The 19,927-nt window shown below is 68.7% G+C and carries 21 protein-coding genes; 16 read left to right on the forward strand and 5 right to left on the reverse strand.

The annotated features are described in order from the left end of the window. Window positions 1-18: 18 nt before the first annotated feature. Window positions 19-486 carry a YcgN family cysteine cluster protein gene (locus BrevBR_RS04160; protein ID WP_332638732.1) on the reverse strand — a complete coding sequence of 156 codons (468 nt, stop codon included), beginning with the start codon at window positions 484-486 and terminating at the stop codon, window positions 19-21. Window positions 487-620: 134 nt separating this feature from the next. On the opposite strand from BrevBR_RS04160, the gene BrevBR_RS04165 reads away from it, so the two are divergent. The 7 genes from BrevBR_RS04165 to BrevBR_RS04195 all read left to right on the forward strand — a co-directional run bounded on the left by BrevBR_RS04165 (window position 621) and on the right by BrevBR_RS04195 (window position 8,761). After that, window positions 621-2,444: an ABC-F family ATP-binding cassette domain-containing protein gene (locus tag BrevBR_RS04165; protein ID WP_340000758.1), complete on the forward strand. Its 1,824-nt coding sequence runs from the start codon at window positions 621-623 to the stop codon at window positions 2,442-2,444. Window positions 2,445-2,496: 52 nt separating this feature from the next. Further along, entirely contained in the window at window positions 2,497-3,495 is a 999-nt protein-coding gene (locus BrevBR_RS04170; RefSeq protein WP_340000031.1) for an alpha/beta hydrolase, read from the forward strand. 706 nt (window positions 3,496-4,201) lie between these two features. Continuing rightward, a complete protein-coding gene (locus BrevBR_RS04175) occupies window positions 4,202-5,197 on the forward strand; it encodes an ABC transporter substrate-binding protein (RefSeq protein WP_332641103.1) in 996 nt (331 codons plus the stop codon). Further along, window positions 5,190-5,957: an ABC transporter ATP-binding protein gene (locus BrevBR_RS04180; RefSeq protein ID WP_340000032.1), complete on the forward strand. Its 768-nt coding sequence runs from the start codon at window positions 5,190-5,192 to the stop codon at window positions 5,955-5,957. The genes BrevBR_RS04175 and BrevBR_RS04180 overlap by 8 nt, the downstream gene beginning before the upstream one ends. Beyond that, the gene (locus tag BrevBR_RS04185; RefSeq protein WP_332641101.1) at window positions 5,954-6,703 is read left to right on the forward strand and encodes an ABC transporter permease; all 750 of its coding nucleotides are present in this window, start codon (window positions 5,954-5,956) and stop codon (window positions 6,701-6,703) included. Before BrevBR_RS04180 ends, BrevBR_RS04185 begins: the two co-directional genes overlap by 4 nt. 61 nt (window positions 6,704-6,764) lie before the next feature. Further along, window positions 6,765-7,658: a hypothetical protein gene (locus BrevBR_RS04190; RefSeq protein WP_340000033.1), complete on the forward strand. Its 894-nt coding sequence runs from the start codon at window positions 6,765-6,767 to the stop codon at window positions 7,656-7,658. After that, window positions 7,655-8,761 (forward strand): DUF2336 domain-containing protein, encoded by a 1,107-nt coding sequence (locus BrevBR_RS04195; RefSeq protein ID WP_340000035.1) that lies wholly within the window; start codon window positions 7,655-7,657, stop codon window positions 8,759-8,761. Before BrevBR_RS04190 ends, BrevBR_RS04195 begins: the two co-directional genes overlap by 4 nt. Window positions 8,762-8,828: 67 nt before the next feature. Here BrevBR_RS04195 and BrevBR_RS04200 read toward each other — a convergent pair whose 3' ends face one another. The 3 genes from BrevBR_RS04200 to cysK all read right to left on the reverse strand — a co-directional run bounded on the left by BrevBR_RS04200 (window position 8,829) and on the right by cysK (window position 11,698). Further along, complete coding sequence (locus BrevBR_RS04200; RefSeq protein ID WP_332641098.1) at window positions 8,829-9,263, reverse strand: MucR family transcriptional regulator; 435 nt, start codon at window positions 9,261-9,263, stop codon at window positions 8,829-8,831. A gap of 191 nt (window positions 9,264-9,454) precedes the next feature. Then, window positions 9,455-10,672 (reverse strand): DUF2336 domain-containing protein, encoded by a 1,218-nt coding sequence (locus BrevBR_RS04205; protein ID WP_332641097.1) that lies wholly within the window; start codon window positions 10,670-10,672, stop codon window positions 9,455-9,457. A 45-nt stretch (window positions 10,673-10,717) separates the two neighbouring features. After that, window positions 10,718-11,698 (reverse strand): cysteine synthase A, encoded by a 981-nt coding sequence (gene cysK, locus BrevBR_RS04210; protein ID WP_332641096.1) that lies wholly within the window; start codon window positions 11,696-11,698, stop codon window positions 10,718-10,720. Between the two features lie 172 nt (window positions 11,699-11,870). Here cysK and fliI point away from each other — a divergent pair, with 172 nt between their 5' ends. Genes fliI through BrevBR_RS04225 form a run of 3 tightly spaced genes read left to right on the forward strand, consistent with a single transcriptional unit; the run spans window position 11,871 to window position 14,725 of the window. Further along, on the forward strand, window positions 11,871-13,211 hold the full coding sequence (gene fliI / locus BrevBR_RS04215; protein WP_332641095.1) for a flagellar protein export ATPase FliI: 1,341 nt from the start codon (window positions 11,871-11,873) through the stop codon (window positions 13,209-13,211). A 13-nt stretch (window positions 13,212-13,224) separates the two neighbouring features. Then, complete coding sequence (locus tag BrevBR_RS04220) at window positions 13,225-13,635, forward strand: flagellar export protein FliJ (RefSeq protein ID WP_332641094.1); 411 nt, start codon at window positions 13,225-13,227, stop codon at window positions 13,633-13,635. A gap of 22 nt (window positions 13,636-13,657) precedes the next feature. Continuing rightward, window positions 13,658-14,725: an endo-1,4-beta-xylanase gene (locus BrevBR_RS04225; RefSeq protein ID WP_332641093.1), complete on the forward strand. Its 1,068-nt coding sequence runs from the start codon at window positions 13,658-13,660 to the stop codon at window positions 14,723-14,725. Here the strand turns inward: BrevBR_RS04225 and BrevBR_RS04230 are convergent. Next, on the reverse strand, window positions 14,722-15,474 hold the full coding sequence (locus BrevBR_RS04230; protein WP_332641092.1) for a competence/damage-inducible protein A: 753 nt from the start codon (window positions 15,472-15,474) through the stop codon (window positions 14,722-14,724). The two genes, BrevBR_RS04225 and BrevBR_RS04230, sit on opposite strands and share 4 nt — an antisense overlap. 114 nt (window positions 15,475-15,588) lie before the next feature. Here BrevBR_RS04230 and map point away from each other — a divergent pair, with 114 nt between their 5' ends. Genes map through BrevBR_RS04260 form a run of 6 tightly spaced genes read left to right on the forward strand, consistent with a single transcriptional unit; the run spans window position 15,589 to window position 19,896 of the window. Next, window positions 15,589-16,410 carry a type I methionyl aminopeptidase gene (map, locus tag BrevBR_RS04235; RefSeq protein WP_332641091.1) on the forward strand — a complete coding sequence of 274 codons (822 nt, stop codon included), beginning with the start codon at window positions 15,589-15,591 and terminating at the stop codon, window positions 16,408-16,410. 31 nt (window positions 16,411-16,441) lie between these two features. Next, window positions 16,442-17,170, forward strand: a complete 729-nt coding sequence (gene radC / locus BrevBR_RS04240) for a RadC family protein (protein ID WP_332641090.1) — start codon at window positions 16,442-16,444, stop codon at window positions 17,168-17,170. Next, entirely contained in the window at window positions 17,167-18,159 is a 993-nt protein-coding gene (locus BrevBR_RS04245) for a N(4)-(beta-N-acetylglucosaminyl)-L-asparaginase (RefSeq protein WP_340000037.1), read from the forward strand. Before radC ends, BrevBR_RS04245 begins: the two co-directional genes overlap by 4 nt. Next, entirely contained in the window at window positions 18,156-18,671 is a 516-nt protein-coding gene (locus BrevBR_RS04250; RefSeq protein ID WP_340000038.1) for a GNAT family N-acetyltransferase, read from the forward strand. Before BrevBR_RS04245 ends, BrevBR_RS04250 begins: the two co-directional genes overlap by 4 nt. A 57-nt stretch (window positions 18,672-18,728) precedes the next feature. After that, a complete protein-coding gene (locus BrevBR_RS04255) occupies window positions 18,729-18,968 on the forward strand; it encodes a BolA family transcriptional regulator (protein WP_340000039.1) in 240 nt (79 codons plus the stop codon). Between the two features lie 4 nt (window positions 18,969-18,972). Continuing rightward, window positions 18,973-19,896 (forward strand): aldo/keto reductase, encoded by a 924-nt coding sequence (locus BrevBR_RS04260; RefSeq protein ID WP_340000040.1) that lies wholly within the window; start codon window positions 18,973-18,975, stop codon window positions 19,894-19,896. Window positions 19,897-19,927: the final 31 nt, after the last annotated feature.

Consider the following 19,927-nt stretch of genomic DNA (forward strand, 5'->3'; position numbering starts at 1 on the left):
GGGGTGAACAACGAACTTTCAGTTAGCGTCCGAACCCCGCTCGAGCATCCACTCGGGCGCCTCGAAATCCAGCGCGTCCTCGGCCTTCTTCAGCGCCAGCTCCGACACGGTCTGCCCCTTCACGGACACCCCGGCCGCATGCACGCTCTCGGGGTCGCCCGAGACCAGCGGGTGCCAGTCCGCCAGCCCCCGCCCCTCGTTGATGCGGCGATATCCGCACGACAAGGGCATCCACCTCAGCGCCTCGATATTCCAGGGCGTCAGCTTGATGCAGTCCGGCACATGCTCACGGCGGTTGGCGTAGTCAGTGCAGGTGCAGCGTTCGGGATCGAACAATTTGCAGTGAACCCGCGTCGGAACCACCTCGCCGGTGTCCTCGTCCTCGAATCGGACCAGGCAGCACAGGCCGCAGCCGTCGCACAGACTCTCCCACTCCTCGCGGGTCATCTGCTCCAGACGCTTGGTTTGCCAGAAGGGCCGTTCCATTGGCGCCTGTTAGCCCCTTGCAGCCTTTCTGTCTCCCCAAGACGCCGGCGCCGGTGGCCACAAAGGCCCTGACGCCCTATATGGCCGCGTTCGACCGCACGGCCTCCCCGCCGCGCCGCGTGTCCAGGTTTTGCATGGCTCCCCGTCCTCCTCTCGTCGCCCTCAAGAACGTCCGTCTCCAGGACGGCCAGCTCCCGCTGTTCGATGGCGTCGACATCGCCGTCGAGCCGCGCACCCGCGCCGCCCTCGTGGGCCGTAACGGCGCCGGTAAATCGACCCTGATGAAGATGGTCATGGGCCTGATCGAGCCTGACGCGGGCGACCGTTCAGTCCAGGCCGGCACGCGGTTCGCCTACGTCCCCCAGGAACCCGTCATCGCCGGCGAGACCCTGCTCGACTACGCCGCCTCGGAAGGCGCTGAGCGCTGGACCGCCGAGGCCTGGCTGACCACCTTCGGCCTCGATCCCGCCAAGCCTGCCATAAGCCTGTCCGGCGGCGAAACCCGCCGCGCCGCGCTCGCCAAGGCCTTCGCCGAAGAACCCGACCTGCTGCTCCTCGACGAGCCCACCAATCACCTCGACATCCTGGCCATCGAACTGCTCGAGGAGGAACTGCTTCAGGCCCGGTTCTCGGTCCTCGTCGTCAGCCACGACCGCGCCTTCCTGAACCGCGTCACCCAGTCCTGCCACTGGCTGGAAGGCCGCCGCGTCCGCACCCTCAACAAGGGCTTCGCGGCCTTCGACGAATGGGCCGACAAGGTCATGGAAGAGGAAGCGGAATCCCTGCGCCGCCTCAACAAGCGCATCGAGGCCGAGACCTACACCTTCTACCGCTCCATCACCGCCCAGCGCACCCGCAACGAGGGCCGCGCCCGGGCGCTGGAGGCCATGCGCCAGGACCGGGCGATGCGGGTTAAGGACATCCCCCGCGAACTGAACCTCGGCGTGGATTCAGGCGTGGCGTCGGGAAAGCTGGTCGCCGATCTGAAGGGCGTCTCGAAATCCTTCGGCGACCGCCCCGTCATCAAGCCGTTCACCACCCGCGTCATCCGGGGCGACCGCCTCGCCATCGTCGGCCCCAACGGCGCCGGCAAGACCACTCTGGTCAAAATCCTGCTAGGCGAACTCAAGCCCGATGCGGGCGCGGTCCGGCTCGGCGCCAATCTTGAGCCTGTCTATCTCGACCAGTCCCGTGAGGGGCTCAAATCCGACATGACCCTGTGGGACGCCCTGACCCCCGGCGGCGGCGACAGCGTTCTGGTCCGCGGCGTCTCGAAACACGTGGCCGCCTACGCCAAGGATTTCCTGTTCCAGGAGGGCCAGCTGCGCCAGCCGATCTCGACCCTGTCGGGCGGCGAGCGCAACCGCCTGCTGCTGGCCCGCGCGCTGGCCAAGCCCGCCAACATGCTGGTCCTCGACGAACCGACCAACGACCTCGACATGGACACGCTCGACAAGCTGGAAGAACTGCTCGAATCCTATGACGGAACCCTGATCCTGGTCAGCCACGACCGCGACTTCGTCGACCGTCTGGCCACCTCGACCATCGCCATGAACGGCCGCGGCGACATCGTCGAAACCCCCGGCGGCTGGACCGACTTCATCCGCCAGAACCCCGGCTTCCTCCAGCCCGGCGCAAACCCGCGCCCGCAAGACAAGGAGGCAGCCCAACGCGCCGCCGCCCCGGCTCCCGTCTCGGTCGCCGCCGCGCCGAAGAAGCCTGGCAAGCTTACATTCAAGGACGCCCACCGTCTGAAGGAGCTGGAGGGCCTGCTGGCTTCCCTGCCTGACGACATCGCCCGTCACGAGGCGACCTTGGCCGACCCCGACCTTTACGCCCGCGACCGCAAGGCCTTCGACCGCGCCACCGCCGACGCCGACCGCGCCCGGTCGCTTCTGACCGCCGCGGAAGAGGAGTGGCTGGAGTTGGAAGCCAAGCGGGAAGCCCTGTCCGCCTGACCGGCCACAACGCCGCATCGCGCGCAGGCTGGAGCCGGGTTAGCGTCCGCCCATGACCGCCCGGATCCGCCGTCTCGAACTGACCCCCGCCGAAGCCCGCGCCGCCGCGCGAGGCAATGCGGCCCTGGCATTGGTCCCGCGCCTCAGGGCCGACGGCTGGAGACTGGCGGCGACCCAGTGGCTCAGCAGCCGGTTCGGCGCCACCGCCGCCCGGGTGACTGCCGCTCAGTTGAAGCGGCGCGGCGTGCGGGTGGAGACCTTGCGCATCCCGTCAGAGGACGGTGGCGTTTCTGTCCGCATCCTCAATCCTCCGGGTTCGCCGCGCGGCGTCGTGTTGGACATGCACGGCGGCGGCTGGGTCGTCGGCAGCGCCGGACTCAACGATCATCTGAACGCCGACCTCGCCGCGGAGGCGGGACTGGCGATCGTCTCCGTCGACTATCGCCTTCTCAGCGAGCCTCGCGGCGTCCTCATGCAACACGCCCTTTCTGACTGCATGGCCGCGGGACGTTGGCTGGCCGCAAACGCCCGCGCCCGGTTCGGAACCGACCGCCTGTTCCTCTCCGGGCAGTCCGCCGGCGCCCACCTCGCCGCCCTGACGGCGCTGGCCCTGCGCGACGAGGGCCGGTTCGGCGCCTTCCGGGGCTGTGTTCTGACCTATGGCGTCTACGACCTGTCCGGCACGCCCTCGGCGCGGGCCGCTGGCCCCGAAACGCTCGTCCTTAACGGGCCCACCCTCGCCTCCGATCTTGGCCGCCTTACCCCCGGCCGCGACGAAGCAGGACGCCGCCGCCCGGACATATCGCCCCTCTACGCGGACCTGCGCGGATTGCCCGCCGCCCTGTTCGTCACCGGCGACCTCGATCCCCTGCGCGACGACAGCCGGCTGATGGCAGAGGCCTGGTCCGGCGACGCCGAGCTCCTGGAGGTGCCCCTGGCTCCGCACGGCTTCATTCACTTCGGCGGCCCTCTCGCCGTCCGGTCGCTGGCCGAGATCCAGGCTTGGCTAGAGCGACGTCTGGCCATTCTCGAGACCGCCGGAGCAACCTGAACCGACGAGAACGGCTCCTGGGCAAAAACTTCGCTCGAGACACCGGACCTGTGCAGAAGTCACAAGAGCTTCACAAAGCTCACAAAATTGCTCACTCCACACAATGCCGTCCCCGCACTGCAAACTTTATCCCCAAGACCGTCCACAGAAGGTCATTCCGGACCGCTTGCCAGTTCCGCGGATCGGAGCGAGCTTGATCAGGCCGAGGGACACGGCGGCGCGGAAAACCGGGGAGACCCGGGGCTCAAAGCGGACCGGCCCGGCTCTCTGATCGAACGCACCGGGGGGTTTCGACCTTAACGGACGGGAGACAGGATCAAGGCCCAAAGGACTTTTCAAAGGCTTCGGCCGGAGAAAACCCCGGAGGGAACCGGATCGGGATCGATGGACGGCGCGAGGTTCGACCTCGTGGAACGCCTGAGACCAGGAGCGCGACAGGATACAGCCGACCATCGTCGGGGTTCGCCCCGCGGATGCAAGGCCAGGGTCTTGAACCTCAATGGCCAAGTCCAACCCGGACTTGGCGAGGGGACGAGGGAAGCCGGTTCGCCGGGGACCGTCGTCCCCTCGCTCAATTCCGGCGGGAGCCAGGGTTCCAGTCCCGGCGCGCGCCGGATGAACGCCCCTTCCCCTTCTCCCGACTGAGCCGTAAACCAAGGTCATGACCTTGCGTGGGAATCGCCGTTTCCGGCCAGACCGCCGCGCCATGATCGCGGGCGCCGGCGCGCTGGCGGCCGTGGCTGCGGTCTCGGCCTGCCAGCGGTCCGAGGCCCCCGTCGACGAGGAAGGCCGCGTCCGTCTGCGCTTCGCCACCGACTGGCGCGCCCAGGCCGAGCACGGCGGCTTCTATCAGGCTCTCGCCTCCGGGGCCTACGCCCGCCGCGGCCTGAACGTCCAGATCATCCAGGGCGGCCCGGGCGTGAACGTACCCCAACTGCTCGCCTCGGGCGCCGTCGAACTGGGCATGGGCTCCAACAGCTTCATCCCCTTGAACCTTGTCGCCGAGGGCGCGCCGGTGAAGGCCGTCGCCGCCTTCTTCCAGAAGGACCCCCAGGTTCTGATCGCCCATCCGGATCCGGCGCTGAGATCCATCGCCGATCTTCGGGGCCGCCCCTTCCTCCTGGCCGATGCCTCCGTCACAGCCTTTTGGGTCTGGCTGAAGGCCAAATACGGCTTCACTGACGATCAGGTGCGCAAATACACCTTCAACCTCGCGCCTTTCCTGGCTGACGAGCGGGCGGTGCAGCAGGGCTATCTGACCTCCGAGCCCTATACGATCGAGCGGACCGCGGGCTTCACCCCCAAGGTCTTCCTGCTGGCTGACGAGGGCTATCCTTCCTACGCCACCATGGTCCTGGCGCCCGACGCATTCGCGCGCGACAACGCCGCCGCCCTGCGTAGCTTCATCGCAGGCTCGGCCGAGGGCTGGCGCGACTATATCCAGGGCGATGGCAAGGCCGCCGACGCCCTGATACGCAAAGACAATCCCGAGATGACCCAGGACATCCTGGATCAGGCCCGGGCCAAGCTGAAGGCCAACGGCATTGTCGATGGCGGCGACGCGGCCCTGTACGGCCTCGGCGCCATGACCGCCGAACGCTGGCAGGCCTTCTTCGACGTCACTTCGGGAGCCGGCGTCTATCCGGCCGGCCTCGACTGGCGCAAGGCCTTCACCACCCAGTACCTGCCCGGCCGTGGCTAGGCCGACGGCCGCGCTTTCGGGCGCCGTCGTTCGCCACTCCGGCCGTCCGCCGCTGGGTCCCATCGACCTGTCCATTTCGCCGGGGGAGATCGTCGCCCTTGTCGGCGCCTCGGGCGCGGGCAAGTCCACCATCCTGCGGTTGCTGGCCGGGCTGGAACAGCCTGCCGACGGGCGGACCGCAACAGCCGTCGGCGCCGGCCGGATCGGCTTCGTCTTTCAGGCGTCGACCCTGTTGCCCTGGGCCGACGCCCGGACCAACGTCGCCCTGCCGCTGGAACTGGCTGGCCTCGCCTCCTCCGACGCCCGTCGCCGCGCCGACGAGGCGCTGCGGGCCGTTGGCCTGGGTGACCGCCTGACCGCCCGTCCCCGCCAGCTTTCAGGCGGCATGGCCATGCGGGTCTCTCTGGCCCGGGCGCTGGTCACCGAACCCGATCTGTTACTGCTCGACGAGCCCTTCGCCGCCCTCGACAGCATCACACGTCGCGGCCTCATCGAGGATCTGCATCGGCTGTGGGCCGCCCGCTCGCCCCGGCCCGCCATCGTCTTCGTAACCCACGATGTCGAGGAGGCCGTCTATCTGGCCGGACGTGCCCTTGTGCTTGAGGCGGCGACGGGACGTGTCGCGACGGAACGGGCCTCGCCCGGCTCCCTGCCGCGCCCCGCCCAATGGCGCCTGGACACGGGCTATCGCGCGGCCGTGGAAGACCTCGCCCGGACCCTCGCCGACGCCATGAACGCGCCGTCCCGGGAGGCCGCGTGACACGTCTCCTTCCGCCGCTCCTGCTGACCGCCCTTCTGCTGGCGGCATGGGAGATCGCTTGCAGGGCGCTGGACGTCCCCGTCTGGTTTCTGCCGCCGCCCAGCGCCGTGGCCGTTGCCCTCGTCGACCGTGCGCCGGCCCTCGCCGCTTCCGCCGCGGCCACCTTCTGGATGGCGACGCAGGCCCTGATCGTCGCCGCCGTCCTCGGCGGCGGCCTCGCGTTGGCCGTATCCCTCAGCCGGCCCGCCGAACAGGCCGTGCGGCCGCTGGCGGTCGCGCTTCAGGTTACGCCAGTGGTCGCCATCGCGCCGTTGGTGCTCATCTGGACTGGCCTGGACCATGCCGACCGGGCCGTCGTCGTTCTGGCCGCCACCGTCGCCTTTTTCCCCCTGTTCTCGGGCGTGCTCGCCGGGCTCAAGGCCGCCGATCCGGACCTCGAACGGCTGTTCGACCTCTACGGTGCGACCCCTCTCCAGCGCCTCTTCCGCCTGCGCCTTCCGGCGGCCCTGCCCTTCATGCTCGAGGGGTTGCGCGTCGCCTCGGGGCTGGCCGTGATCGGGGCCGTAGTGGCCGAGTTCGTCTCCGGCTCGGGCGCGACCCAGGGACTGGCCTGGCGAATGCTCGAGGCCGGCAATCGCCTGCGCACCGCCGACATGCTCGCGGCGCTGGCGCTCCTGATGGCCATGGGGTTGACGCTCAATGCCCTGGTGAGTGCGCTGGAACGCACCGCGCGACGGTTCCGTTAGCCCCGCCTTAAGGCCCTGACCCCTAGCCTGCGGCTCCAGTCCCTGCGTCCGGAGCCGACCCTTGCGCCGCGCCCACAGCCTCCCGATCGCATTCTTCGCCGCCACGACGCTGGCCGGCGCCGCCATGGCCCAGACGCCCCAACCGACCGTCCGGCAGGACCTGCGCCAGATTTCCTGGCCCGGAAGAAACACCGCCGCACCGCCGGCGAACGCACCCGCCGCGGCTCGCCCGGACCTGCGCCGATCCAATCTCGTCATCCCCCATGGCGGTTTCGGCGCGACCGGGTCCGTCCCGGCCGGCCCTGCCGCGACCGCGCCTCGTCGGACCCTGACGCCCGCCAACGCCTGGCTGCGTCCTCCCGCGCCATACCCGGCGCCCGCCCCGGCCATGCCCGCTCCTGCCCGGGCGGAAGCTGCACCCCCGCCCGCCGTCGCTTCGGCTCCTCGCCCGGCCGCGACGCCGGAGTATCTTCCTGATCAGGGAAGGCGCGGCCAGCGCGCGCCCGCCGACGTCGTCTATGCCGCGCCGCCGGAACCCGCGCCGTCCAACACGGCCCCTGATCAGCCGGCGGACCCTATGGCTCCCCGCCGCGACGCTCCGATCTTCCGTTTGCAACAGACCGCGCGTGCGCCTGAATCTGTCGCCGAAGCGCCGGCCGCCGAGCAGGGCGGGGCTCCCGCGCCCCGGCCTCGTCCTGTCGCGGACGTGACCAACACCGGAGAGCGCCCGCCCCAACAAGGCGCCCGCTACTATTCCGTCCACCGCCAGAACGGCCGTCAACCCGATACGCTGGCGATGCCCGAGCCGACCTACGTCGACGCCCTGGCCATCACCATGACCCAGACCCCCGCCTCGCAGGATCTGGCCGAGCCCGAACAGGGACCGACGCTGATACGCGACAGTCAGGGACGGACCCGCCCAGCCCCCGCCGCTTCCGACGGGGACCATCAGTGAGCCAGGTTGCGGCCCCGACTTCCGCGCCCTCGCGCCTACCGGATCTGATCGCCCTCGCTGAAGAGGGTTCCAGCGAGAAACGGCGCGCCCTGCTGCGTGAATTGACCGATCATTTCTTCGGCGGCTCGGTCCGCACCGCGACCGAAGACACCCTGTACGGCGCCGTCCTGACCCGGCTGACGGCGGACATGGAAATCGCCGTCCGCGCCGAGCTTTCGGCCCGTTTCGCAGCGGCGCCCGACGCGCCCCACAACCTGATCCGACGGCTGGCCAATGACGAGGCCGCCGTCGCCGGCGCCGTGCTGGCCTCTTCGCCCGTGTTGACCGACGAAGACCTGCTCAGCGTCGTGCGAAAACATGGCCAGGACCACTTGCGCGCCGTCTCTGCCCGGCCGTCGGTGTCCGAGGCGATTTCGGACGTCATTGTCGAACGCGGCGACGACGTGACCCTTGGGACATTGCTGCGCAACGACGGCGCCAGACTGTCCCGTCAGGCATCCGAAACCGCAATCGAACGGGCAAAGGCCAATCCCGCCCTGCACGAGGCGGCGGTCGAGCGCGCCAGCCTGCCGCCCGACCTCCTGAATGAGATGTATTTCGTGGTCGAGGCCCGGCTCCGCACCCAGATACTGGAACAGAACGGGCGTCTGGATCCGGCCCTGCTGGAAAGCGCCATCGCCGCCGGCCGCACCCGCATCGCCACTGACGACGGCGCCCTGCCCGCCGACTACGCCGAATGCCTGGCCTATGTCGAAGAGCTGAAGGCCGCCGGCCAGCTGTCGCCGCAGATGCTGGCCCGCTTCCTGCGCTCGGGCGGGACCACGTCTTTCCTGATCGCCCTGGCCCAGTTGTCGGACATCGACTTCCATACCGCCCGCCAGATCATCGAGCGCCGCGAACTGGACGCCCTGGCCGTGGTCTGCAAATCCGCGGACCTGGATCGGGCCCTGTTCCTGACCTATGCGGTGGTGTTGCTGAACGACGACGGCGACGCCATGGCCAAGGCGCACTCCTACGCCCGCATGTACGCCGACCTCAGTCGCGACGCGGCCCTGCGCACGCTGCGCTTCTGGCGCATGCGCCGCGGCGCCCAGGCGGCCTGACACCGGGACGCAGAAACGCCCGCCTCCGTTGCCGGAAGCGGGCGTCTCATACCATCGATCAGGCGGATTACTTCTTGGCGCGGCCGGCGGCGGCGCGAGCCGGCTTGCGGCCGCCCTGGCCCAGGCCCATCGACTTGGCGAGGTCCGAACGGGCCTTGGCGTAGTTCGGCGCGACCATCGGATAGTCTTTCGCAAGACCCCATTTGGCCCGGTATTCTTCGGGGCTCATATTGTATTTGGTCCGCAGGTGGCGCTTCAGCGACTTGAACTTGCGGCCATCCTCCAGGCAGATCAGGAAGTCGGGCGTGATCGACTTGCGCACCGGAACCGCCGGATCCTTGATCTCGGGCTCGGGTTCGACGGCGCCGTTGGAAACCTGCGTCAGGGCTGCGTGAATGCTGGAAATCAGGCCCGGTACTTCAGTCGCCTGAACAGTGTTGTTACCAACGTAGGCGGACACGATGTCCGCGGTCATCTCGAGCAGTTGAGCGTTGTCTTCCACGTGCAGGCCCCGTCTTGTTGAATTCAATTCCGGACTGAATCAGTCAGCGATGAGGTCAATAGATTTGTTCCGTATTGAAAGCAACTGTATCGGCGCTCACCGGAACGACGTCTCACTGATTCGAGACAGTTTACTATTGCAGGCGCCAGTTCGGGTAGAAACCCGGTTCCGTGTTGGTTGCACTGCGGTAGTCAGCGTCCGAAATTTTCCGCCAAAGCCAGCATGGCGGCGCGTTCCGGGGCGGAGTAATCGTCGATCCCCTCTTCTTCGCCGTCCCGGATCGCCCTCAGTAGAGCGGGGGTCAAGGCGGAAGACAGCGACCAGTTCCAGTAACGAAGCACGGTCTGGGCCCGATCGACCGCCAGCATGTCATAGGTGACCTGCACCCGCTCCCAGGCCGGATGAACCGACCCGTCCTCGGCCGTTTCCGGCCGGCGCATGGACCGCCACAAGCCTTGGAGATCATTCTTGCCCAGGCCTGTGGCCTTGCACAGGATCGCCAGCGGCTCCCCGCCGGGATCGCCCAGGATCTTGGCCCCTGTGATCGGTTTGACGCCTGACAGATAGGCGATCTCGGTCGCCACCTCGCGGTTCAGGCCGCCCGCGGCTGCGGCGGCTACGGCCTGCTCCAGCCCGCCGTAGGGGCTTTTTGCAATCGCCGCCCGGTTGCGTTGCCGACGCTCGATGAACTGCAGCGCCTTGCGCGACACCGGATCCTGCCAGTTTTCGTCGGCGGCCATGGCGAAGACGTCCTCGGCCACCTCCTGCATCACTTCCCGCGAGACGGCGAAGCGCTGCAGAATGGTCCGGCGATCCTCGGGACCGCACCACCAGAACATCACATAGGCGCCCGACGGCCGCAGTTCCGGCCGCTTCAGCACATGGCCGCACAATTGCGGCTCCTGCCGGCTCAGACTGACCACGCCCTCTATGGCGGTCTGGCAAAGGCGCGCGGTGTTGTTGCGCAAGACCGCTTCGATCACATGGGTTTCGCCGAAACTCAGCAATGTCTCGGTGACGACTTCTGACAGCGAGCGGCGGCTGGCCATCAGGAACCGGTGTTCGGGGCCGGTGTCGCGCGCGCAGGCGACCAGATCGGCATCCGACAGCGATGCGCACTGTTCAATCAGCAGGCCGGCGATCGCGGGTTCGTCCCGTAGCAGCATCCGCGCCAGGGCGTTGGGCAGCTCAGCCAGGGGCGCCAACCGCTGGGCGACGCGCCGCCGGTCTTCCGGGCTGGCCAGACGCAGCATTTCCACCAGCAGATCGCCGGTCACCGCACGTTCGAAGGCGTTGATCCGGCTGGCGGGCAAGGACACCACATCGGCCAGGCGCTTCAGCAGCGCGTGGCGCGCGCGGAAGCCGCCTTCCGGGACGGGCTCCTCGAGGGTGGGCGCGAGATCGGACATGTCGGCGCCGACGTTACGGCCGCGCCGGTTAACCGGCTGTGACGGTTACAGCCCTTCGAACAGCGCCGTCGACAGATAGCGTTCCGCAAAGCTGGGAACGATGGCGACGATGGTCTTGCCGGCGTTCTCGTCCCGCGAGGCCAGCCGGAAGGCCGCCGTCAGGGCGGCCCCCGACGAAATACCCACCGGAATCCCTTCGGTGCGCGCCACCTTGCGGGCCATGTCGAAACTGTCCTCGTTTGACACCTGCTCGACCCCGTCGATGACCGAGCGGTCGACGTTCGCGGGAATGAAGCCGGCGCCGATGCCCTGGATCTTGTGCGGTCCCGGCTCGCCGCCCGACAGCACGGGCGACGCCGTCGGCTCCACTGCGATCATGCGCAGCGACGGCTTGCGCGCTTTCAGCACCTGGCCCACGCCCGTGATCGTGCCGCCCGTGCCGACACCGGCCACGACAATGTCGACAGCGCCGGCTGTGTCGTTCCAGATTTCCTCCGCCGTTGTGACGCGATGGATGGCGGGATTGGCCGGATTTTCGAACTGGGAGGGGCTGATCGAGCCGGCCGTCCGTTCCAGCAGGTCCTGGGCCATGGCGATGGCTCCTTTCATTCCCTTCTCGGCCGGCGTCAGCACCAGTTCCGCGCCAAGCAGGGCCAGCATCTTGCGCCGCTCGATCGACATGCTCTCGGGCATCACCAGGATCAGCCGATACCCCTTGGCCGCGGCGACGAAGGCCAGGGCGATGCCCGTATTGCCGCTGGTGGGCTCGATCAAAACCGTATCCGGCCCGATCTTCCCGGCCTGTTCCAGAGCGTCGATCATGGCCACGCCGATCCGGTCCTTGACCGAGGCGATCGGGTTGAAGAACTCCAGCTTGGCCAGCACCGTGGCCTTCGGCGAATACTCCGCCGACAGCCGCGGCAAGCCCACGATCGGCGTGTCCCCGATGGTGTCCAGGATCGAGCCATAGACCTTGCCGCGCCCGGCCTTCAGATGGCGGGAGGGATCGTAAGGGGCGTCGGACATGGCGGATCTCCGGAATGGGCGGAACAAGAGATAGCCTTTCCCGCCGCCAAGCAAAGAGGGGCCGCGCCGAAACCTCCGCCGCACCCTCGGAAACAGCGCCTCGACCGACGGGCCTTCATCCCCCGTTAACCACGTCAGCGCATCCGTGAGGGACTGATCCCGGGACCCAGCCTTGCGTAATCTCGCCACCGCCGTCGAAGCCGTCGATCCGCTTGTCGTGACCGGCAAGGTCGCGGGTGTGAACGGGCTGCTGATTGAATCGCGGGGCGGCCTGTCCCGGCTGGCGGTCGGCGCCCGCGCCGAGATCGAGCGGCGCCACCTGCATCCCCTGCCCGCCGAGGTCGTCGGCTTCCGCGACGCCAAGGCCTTGCTGATGCCGTTCGGCCCGGTCGAGGGGGTGGCGCCCGGCGCCGACATCCGCATCGTCTCCGCCGCCGCCAGCGTGCGGCCCACCACGGCCTGGCTGGGCCGGATCATCGACGCCTTCGGCCAGCCTATCGACGGCAAGGGTCCGCTGCCGACCGGCCCCGCCGCCTATCCGCTGCGCGCGCCTCCGCCTCCCGCCCATTCGCGCGGCCGGGTCGGAGAGCGCCTGGACCTCGGCGTCCGCTCCATGGACGTCTTCACCACCACCTGCAGGGGCCAGCGCCTTGGCATCTTCGCCGGCTCGGGCGTCGGCAAGTCGGTGCTGCTGTCCATGCTGGCGCGTCAGGCCACCTGCGACGTCGTCGTCGTCGGCCTGATCGGCGAACGGGGCCGCGAGGTCCGCGAGTTCATCGAGGAGACCCTCGGCGAGGAGGGCCTGCGCCGCGCCATCGTCGTCGTCGCCACTTCCGACGAACCGGCCCTGAAGCGTCGCCAGGCCGCCTATATGACCATGGCGATCAGCGAATACATGCGCGACCAGGACCTTGAGGTTCTGTGCCTGATGGACTCGGTCACCCGCTTCGCCATGGCCCAGCGCGAGATCGGCCTGGCCGCCGGCGAGCCGCCGACCACCAAGGGCTACACCCCCACCGTCTTCACCGAACTGCCCAAGCTGCTGGAGCGGGCCGGCCCCGGCCCCGTCCGCCCCGACGGCACCACCGCCGGACCGATCACCGCCCTGTTCACCGTCCTGGTCGACGGCGGCGACCATGACGAGCCCATCGCCGACGCCGTGCGAGGCATCCTCGACGGCCACATCGTCATGGACCGCAAGATCGCCGAGCGTGGCCGCTTCCCCGCCATTGACGTGCTGAAATCCGTCAGCCGCACCCTGCCCGCCTGCCAGACCCCGCCCGAGCGCGAGCTGAACAAGCGCGCCCGCCAGTGCCTGAGCGCCTACGCCAACATGGAAGAACTGATCCGCATCGGCGCCTATCGCACCGGGGCCGATCCTATCGTCGACCGCGCCATCGCCCTGAACCCCGCGCTCGAGAATTTTCTCGGCCAGGACAAGGACGATCATACGTCTCTTTCCGATTCCTTTACCCAGCTGGAAGCAATCCTGAACCAGGGAATGATCCAGTGACCGGAGTACGCAGATGACCGCCTGGGCCCAATCGCTGATCCGGATCTCGAACTACGAGGTCGAGACGCTGCAGAAGCGCCTGGCCGAGATCACGGCGCGCCGTGCGTCGGCCGAAATGCGCATTGCCGTTCTGGAGGCCGAGGCCGAGATCGAACAGGAACGCGCCCGCTCGGACGCCGACGCCGCCATGATGCTTCAGGCCTATCTGAGCGGCTGGAAACTGCGCAAGGGCGCGGCCGAGGCCGACGTGGTCGTCATCAACGCCGAAGAGGAAGGCGCCCGCGACGCCCTGACCGGCGCCTTCGAGGAACTGAAGAAGTTCGAACACGTCGCCGAGACCACCCGGCTGAACAGCATCATCGCCGCCGGCAAGCGCGAAACCGCCGCCTTCGACGAATTGGGCCTGCGCCGCCGCGCGGGCTGATCCGCGCCCCGGAGGCAGGGACATGATCGACCGCCGCTCCCTCCTCGCCACGCCCCTCGCCCTCGCGGCCTGCAACCGCTTCGCCTCGGCCCAGCCCGCGCCCGGCCCCGACGCCCCGCCGCTGAAGGACCTCGCGGATTTCCCCATCGGCGCCACGGGCATGACCGGCCAGCTGTCCGACCCCGTCTGGGTCGCCCAGATGCGCAAACACGTCGGCCAGCTGACCCCCGAATGGGAACTGAAGCCCGAACGCATTCTGCAGCCGGATTTCACCTGTGACTTCTCCGCCTCGGATCGCATCGTCGACTGGGGCCGCGAACAGGGGATGCGCGTCCACGGCCACACCCTGGTCTGGTATTCCCAAGGTCAGGACGCCTTCACCGACGCCCTTCCCCGCGCCCGCTTCGCAGCCGAATTCGACCGCTACGTCTCGACCGTCGCCGGCCGCTATCGCGGCAGGATGGCCGGCTGGGATGTCGTCAACGAGCCGGTGGCCGAGGACGGCGATGGTCTGCGCGACTGCCATTTCAGCCGGGCCCTCGGTCAGGAAGGCTACATCGTCCGCGCCTTCGAACAGGCCCGCGCCGCCGATCCGGGTGCGGTGCTGTTCCTCAACGAATACAATCTGGAAAACATCCCCCGGAAGGGCGCGACCTTCCTGCGTCTGGTCGAACGGCTGCTGACCCTCGGCGCCCCCGTCGGCGGCATCGGGACCCAGTCCCACCTCGACATCGAAATCCCCGCCGGCCAGATCAGCGCCTTCTTCAAGGACGCCGGCTCCCTCGGCCTGCCCATCCATGTCTCGGAGCTGGATTTCTCCATGCGCTCGGACAACCGCCTCGACACCCGCTCGCTGGCTGCGAAACGCACCCAGCAGGTCGCCCGCGTCGGCGAACTGGCCGAGGCCTTCATGGCCCTGCCCGACCACCAGCGCTACGCCTTCACCACCTGGGGTCTGCGCGACACCGACAGCTGGCTCCTCCGCCCCGACGGCAAGGGCTGGACCGACGACAGCCCGTTGTTGCTGGACTCCAAAGGCCGGGCGAACCCGGCCTATGCTGCTGTGGCCGCCGCGTTCCGCGGGCGTTAGGCCGCCTCGACCGCCACGTCCGCGGCTTTCAGAGCCGCCGCCAACGCCTCGACCGCGGCATCCACCCTGACCGCGTCGCGTCCCCGCACCACAAGGTTGGTCCCCATCTCGCCGACCGAACCATGTCCGAAGGGATAGCTGCCAAAGCTGATCTCGCGCTCCGCCTTCGCCGCCGCCGTGAGAATATCCGCGATCGCTCCCTCGCCCACGCCCGTGATCCTCAACGTCCGCGCATGAACCACGGCGCCTGTCCGCAGCCGGGGCGCCACATCCTCCAGCATGGCCGACATGATCTTCGGCACCCCGGCCATGACGAAGACGTTGCCGATCTGAAAGCCCGGCGCATCGGTCACCGGATTGGCGATCAGCGCGCCGCCCTCGGGAATCCGCGCCATCCGCCGTCGCGCGGCGTTGAAATCATCCCCATAGCGCCGCTCCAGGATGGCGACGGCATCCGGATGCTCGGGCAAGGCCAGGCCGAATGCCGTCGCCACGGCGTCCGCGGTGATGTCGTCGTGGGTCGGCCCTATCCCGCCGGTGGTGAAAACATAGTCGTGGGCGGCCCGCAGTGCGTTCAGGCTGTCGACGATCTGCGCCTTGCGGTCACCGATCGTACGCGCCTCCAGCAGATCGATGCCCAGGGCCGCCAGGAACCGCGCGATCGTGTTCAGATTGGTGTCCTGGGTGCGACCGGAAAGGACTTCGTCGCCGATGATCAGGACGGCGGCGGTAGGCGGAGCTTGGGTCATCCGACCTGTCTAGCGCACGGCGCGCCTGAACGCAGCGCCGCGCCTCAACCCGGCCTTGAGGTTTGTGCTATAGTTTCCCAACTGAGACCCGCGCCCGCCCCGAAAGCCGATCGAATGTACGAGACACCCGAACTGGACGACGACGCCTTCGTCCGCACCCACGAGATCCGCGTCCATGACGCCGAGGCCTTCGAGGGCATGCGCAAGGCCGGCCGTCTGGTGGCTCAGGCCCTGGACATGATCACCCCCTTCGTGGTCCCCGGCGTGACCACCGGCGAACTCGACGACCGTGTCCGCGAATTCACCCTGGACCACGGCGCCCTGCCCGCCTGCCTCGGCTACAAGGGCTATGAAAAGACCATCTGCACCTCGATCAACCACGTCGTCTGCCACGGCATTCCCGGCGACAAGGTTCTGAAGGACGGCGACATCGTCAACATCGACCACACCGTCATCGTCGACGGCTGGCACGGCGATTCCAGCCGCATGTATCCGGTCGGAAACATCAACGCCCGGGCGAGGAAGCTGATCGACGTCACCTATGACTCGCTCGAGGCGGGCCTCGCTCAGGTCAAGCCGGGGAACACCTTCGGCGACATCGGCTACGCCATCCAGCAGGTGGTCGAGGCCAACCGCATGTCGGTGGTCCGCGACTTCTGCGGCCATGGCATCGGCCGGCTGTTCCACGACAGCCCCAATGTCCTGCACTACGGCCGCCGCGGCGAGGGCGCCACGCTCAGGGCCGGCATGTTCTTCACCGTCGAGCCGATGGTGAACCTGGGCAAGCCGCACGTGAAGGTCCTGTCCGACGGCTGGACCGCCGTGACCCGCGACAAATCCCTGTCCTCCCAGTGCGAACACACCATCGGCGTGACCGAAGACGGGCTGGAGATTTTCAGCGCCAGCCCCGCCGGGCTGTTCCGGCCAAAATTCTAGGATAGGCTGCAACCTCCCGAAGGGGAGGCGCATGCTCGACCAACCGTCCGACAAGCCGAAGACGCCGCACCACGCCGGACATCGCGAACGGCTGCGTGAACGCGCGCGCGGGGCGGGCCTCCAACATCTCCCCGACTACGAGCTGCTGGAGCTCTTCCTGTTTCGCAGCCAGCCGCAGGGCGACATAAAGCCCGTCGCCAAGGCCCTGCTGGCCCGCTTCGGCTCGCTCGCGGCGGTGCTGGCGGCCTCGATCGAGGACCTCATGACCGTTCGCGCCGAAGACGTGAAGGGCCGTGCGAAGGGCGTCGGGGCGGAAACCGCGCTGGACCTCGCCGCCCTGCACGAGATCGCGCGTCGGGTGACCCGCGAAGAGGCCGCCGCCCGTCCCGTCATCTCATCCTGGACGGCCCTTGTCGCCTATGTCCGCATGAGCCTGCAGCATGAACCGCGCGAACAGTTCCGCGTCCTCTACCTCGACAATCGCAACCAGCTGATCCTCGACGAAATCCAGAACCGCGGTACTGTCGATCATGCCCCCGTTTATCCGCGCGAGGTCGTTCGGCGGGCGCTGGAGCTGTCGGCCAAGTCCATGATCATCGTCCACAACCACCCCTCAGGCGATCCGACCCCCTCGCGGCCCGACATCGACATGACGCGTCAGGTCATCGAGGCGGCGCGGGCGCTGGGCATCGACGTCCACGACCACCTGGTCGTCGGCCGCGCCGGCGTGGCCAGCTTCAAGCAGCTGGGGCTGCTGTGAACGCGCCGTCCCGAAGGGCCGTGCTGGGCGCCGCGCCGCTTGTCGCCATGGCGGGACCGACGGTCGCGCAGGAACGGGCGCCCGACATCATGGTCTCCACCTGGGATTTCGGGGCCGCCGCCAACGCCGCGGGCTGGGCGGCGCGCCAGGCCGGCGGCTCGGCGCTGGACATGGTGGAGGCTGGCGGCCGTGTGGCCGAGGCCGATGAAAGCAATTCCTCCGTCGGTCTGGGTGGCCTGCCGGACCGCGATGGCCGGGTGACGCTGGACGCCTGCGTCATGACCTGGGCCGGCGATATCGGCGCCGTTTGCGCGCTGGAGGATGTCGTCCACGCCGTCTCTGTGGCGCGGCGAGTGATGGAGCGCACGCCGCACACCATGCTGGTCGGCCCCGGCGCGCGGTCTTTCGCCGTCGATCAGGGGTTCGAGACGCAGGACCTGCTGACGCCCCGCGCGGAGGCGGCCTGGCGCGAATGGCTGAAGACCGCCAACTACGCCCCGCGACCCAACAGCGAAAACACGGACTGGCGCTCCATGCCCGGCGGCCCCGGAAACCACGACACCATCGGCCTGTTGGCGATCGGCGCCGACCAGCGCATGGCCGGGGCCTGCACCACCTCCGGCATGGCGTTCAAGATGCGCGGCCGGGTCGGCGACAGCCCCATCATCGGCGCCGGCCTGTATGTCGATGACGAGGTCGGCGGGGCCACTGCCACCGGCGTCGGCGAGGACGTCGTCCGCGTCGCCGGTGGCCATTCGGTGGTCGAGGCCATGCGCCACGGCCTCGATCCTGCGGCCGCCTGCCGCGCCGTGATTGAACGTCTGGCCCGCCTGCGGGGCGCAAAGGTCGCCGCCTCGCAAGTGGCCCTGCTGGCGCTGGACAAGTCCGGCCGCGCCGGCGCCTTCGCCCTCCAGCCCGGCTTCACCTTCGCCGTCACGGACGCCGCCGGCCGCACCCGGATCGAACGCGCGGGAGCCCTGTTCGCATGACCACGCTTGTCACCGACCGCCTGACCCTTGCCCCCGTCGCCCCTGGCGATCTGGACGACCTCGTCGCCCTGTGGTCCGATCCCGCGTTCGCCACCGCGATCTTCCCGGCGCCTCTCAATTCCGAGGATGTCTGGTTCCGCCTGCTGCGCGACATCGGCCACTGGGAGGCGCTCGGATACGGCAACTGGGCGATCCGCGAGACCGCCACGGGCGCCTATGTCGGCAGCGTAGGCGTGCTGGACTACCGCCGCATCATGACCCCCGCCTTCGACGCGCCCGAACTGGGCTGGGGCGTCGCCCCGCGCTTTCAGGGCAAGGGCATGGCCTTCGAGGCCCTGTCCGCCGCCCTTGCCTGGTGCGACGACGCCCTGAACGCGCCGCGCACCGTCTGCATGATCTCGCCTGACAACGCGCCGTCGCACGCCCTGGCGAAACGGGCCGGCTATGTCCCCTATGTCGAGACCACCTACAAGGGCGCGCCGATCGTTCTTCTGGAACGCGCCGCCGCGTAGCCAGCCATTAAGGTTTACAGCGCATCATCCCGGCGCAATCCGGAGACCGCGCCTTCCATGCCCATGCCTGTCGAAACGCTTCGCGGCCATCTGACCGAAGCCTTTCCCGACGCCCAGATCGTCATCGACGATCTGGCGGGCGACGGCGACCACTATCGCGCGCGCATCGTCTCCACGGCCTTCGCCGGTCTGCCCCGCGTGCGCCAGCACCAGCTGGTCTATGCCGCGCTGAAGGGAAAGATGGGCGGCGAACTTCACGCGCTGGCGCTCGAAACAGCCGCGCCGGCGGGAGACTGAGACCATGCGCTATCGTCCCTTCGGCGTCGCCGGACAGGCCGTTTCGGCCCTGACCCTCAGCCTCGGCGCCCGCGACATCGCCGGCGGCCCCGAGGCCGGCCGCGAACTCGTCTATTCGGCCCTGGAGGCCGGCATCAACAGCTACCGCCTGGAAACCGCCGACCCCGTCCTGGCCGAAGTCCTCGGACAGGCGCTCAAACACGTCGACCGCAAGCTGGTGCAGGTTTCCCTGACCCTCGGCGCCGGCGACGGCCGCCGCGGGTCCGACCGCGACTTCTCGGCCGAGGGCATCACCTCCGCCATCGACAAGGCGCTGCACGCTTCGGGCCTTGGCTGGTTCGACATGGCCTTGCTTGACGAGCCCGTCGACAATGAACTGCCCCAGTCCACCCTGAACGCGCTGAAGGCCCTGCGCGCGACCGAGCGCGTCCGTCTGCTGGGGGTCTCGGGCGAGGGCGATGTGATGGACACCTATGTCTCGACCGGGGCCTTCGACGTGCTGGCCACGCCGTTCCACGTCAACGCCAGCTGGCAGATCCGGTCGCGCCTGCGCGCCGCGCGCGAGCAGGACATGGCCATCTTCGCCTACGGCTATTTCCCCGACAGCCTGAACACGGCGAAGAAGGCGGCCACCGCCCACGTCGAGAAGAAGAAGAGCTTCTTCGGTTTCGGCGGCGGGCCCAAGGTCAAGGAAGGCCCGCTGGCCCACGCCGGCACCTTCGCCTTCCTGCACCGCACCAACAACTGGACCGCCGAGGCCATCTGCCTCGCCTACGCCCTGACTGACCCCTCGGTTTCCAGCGTCATGATCGAGGCCAGCGACATCGAGCGGCTGAACACCCTCTCCCAGGTCCCGGATCGCGACATGCCGCCGGGTCTCGCCGCCCAGATCGAGATGGCGCGGGTGGCCGGCGCCAAGGCGGCCTGACGCCGCACGCCCCTTGACCCCTGCGCGCCCG

Source organism: Brevundimonas sp. BR2-1 (genome assembly GCF_037626195.1).
GTDB lineage: Bacteria > Pseudomonadota > Alphaproteobacteria > Caulobacterales > Caulobacteraceae > Brevundimonas.

Coding starts and splice junctions, on each gene's coding strand:
- cysK (WP_332641096.1), bottom strand. CDS start 11,698: ATGTCCGACGCCCCTTACGATCCCTCCCGCCATCTGAAGGCCGGGCGC.
- BrevBR_RS04175 (WP_332641103.1), top strand. CDS start 4,202: ATGATCGCGGGCGCCGGCGCGCTGGCGGCCGTGGCTGCGGTCTCGGCC.
- BrevBR_RS04220 (WP_332641094.1), top strand. CDS start 13,225: ATGACCGCCTGGGCCCAATCGCTGATCCGGATCTCGAACTACGAGGTC.
- radC (WP_332641090.1), top strand. CDS start 16,442: ATGCTCGACCAACCGTCCGACAAGCCGAAGACGCCGCACCACGCCGGA.
- BrevBR_RS04230 (WP_332641092.1), bottom strand. CDS start 15,474: ATGACCCAAGCTCCGCCTACCGCCGCCGTCCTGATCATCGGCGACGAA.
- BrevBR_RS04170 (WP_340000031.1), top strand. CDS start 2,497: ATGACCGCCCGGATCCGCCGTCTCGAACTGACCCCCGCCGAAGCCCGC.
- BrevBR_RS04225 (WP_332641093.1), top strand. CDS start 13,658: ATGATCGACCGCCGCTCCCTCCTCGCCACGCCCCTCGCCCTCGCGGCC.
- BrevBR_RS04160 (WP_332638732.1), bottom strand. CDS start 486: ATGGAACGGCCCTTCTGGCAAACCAAGCGTCTGGAGCAGATGACCCGC.
- BrevBR_RS04250 (WP_340000038.1), top strand. CDS start 18,156: ATGACCACGCTTGTCACCGACCGCCTGACCCTTGCCCCCGTCGCCCCT.
- map (WP_332641091.1), top strand. CDS start 15,589: ATGTACGAGACACCCGAACTGGACGACGACGCCTTCGTCCGCACCCAC.
- BrevBR_RS04255 (WP_340000039.1), top strand. CDS start 18,729: ATGCCCATGCCTGTCGAAACGCTTCGCGGCCATCTGACCGAAGCCTTT.
- BrevBR_RS04205 (WP_332641097.1), bottom strand. CDS start 10,672: ATGTCCGATCTCGCGCCCACCCTCGAGGAGCCCGTCCCGGAAGGCGGC.
- BrevBR_RS04260 (WP_340000040.1), top strand. CDS start 18,973: ATGCGCTATCGTCCCTTCGGCGTCGCCGGACAGGCCGTTTCGGCCCTG.
- BrevBR_RS04165 (WP_340000758.1), top strand. CDS start 621: ATGGCTCCCCGTCCTCCTCTCGTCGCCCTCAAGAACGTCCGTCTCCAG.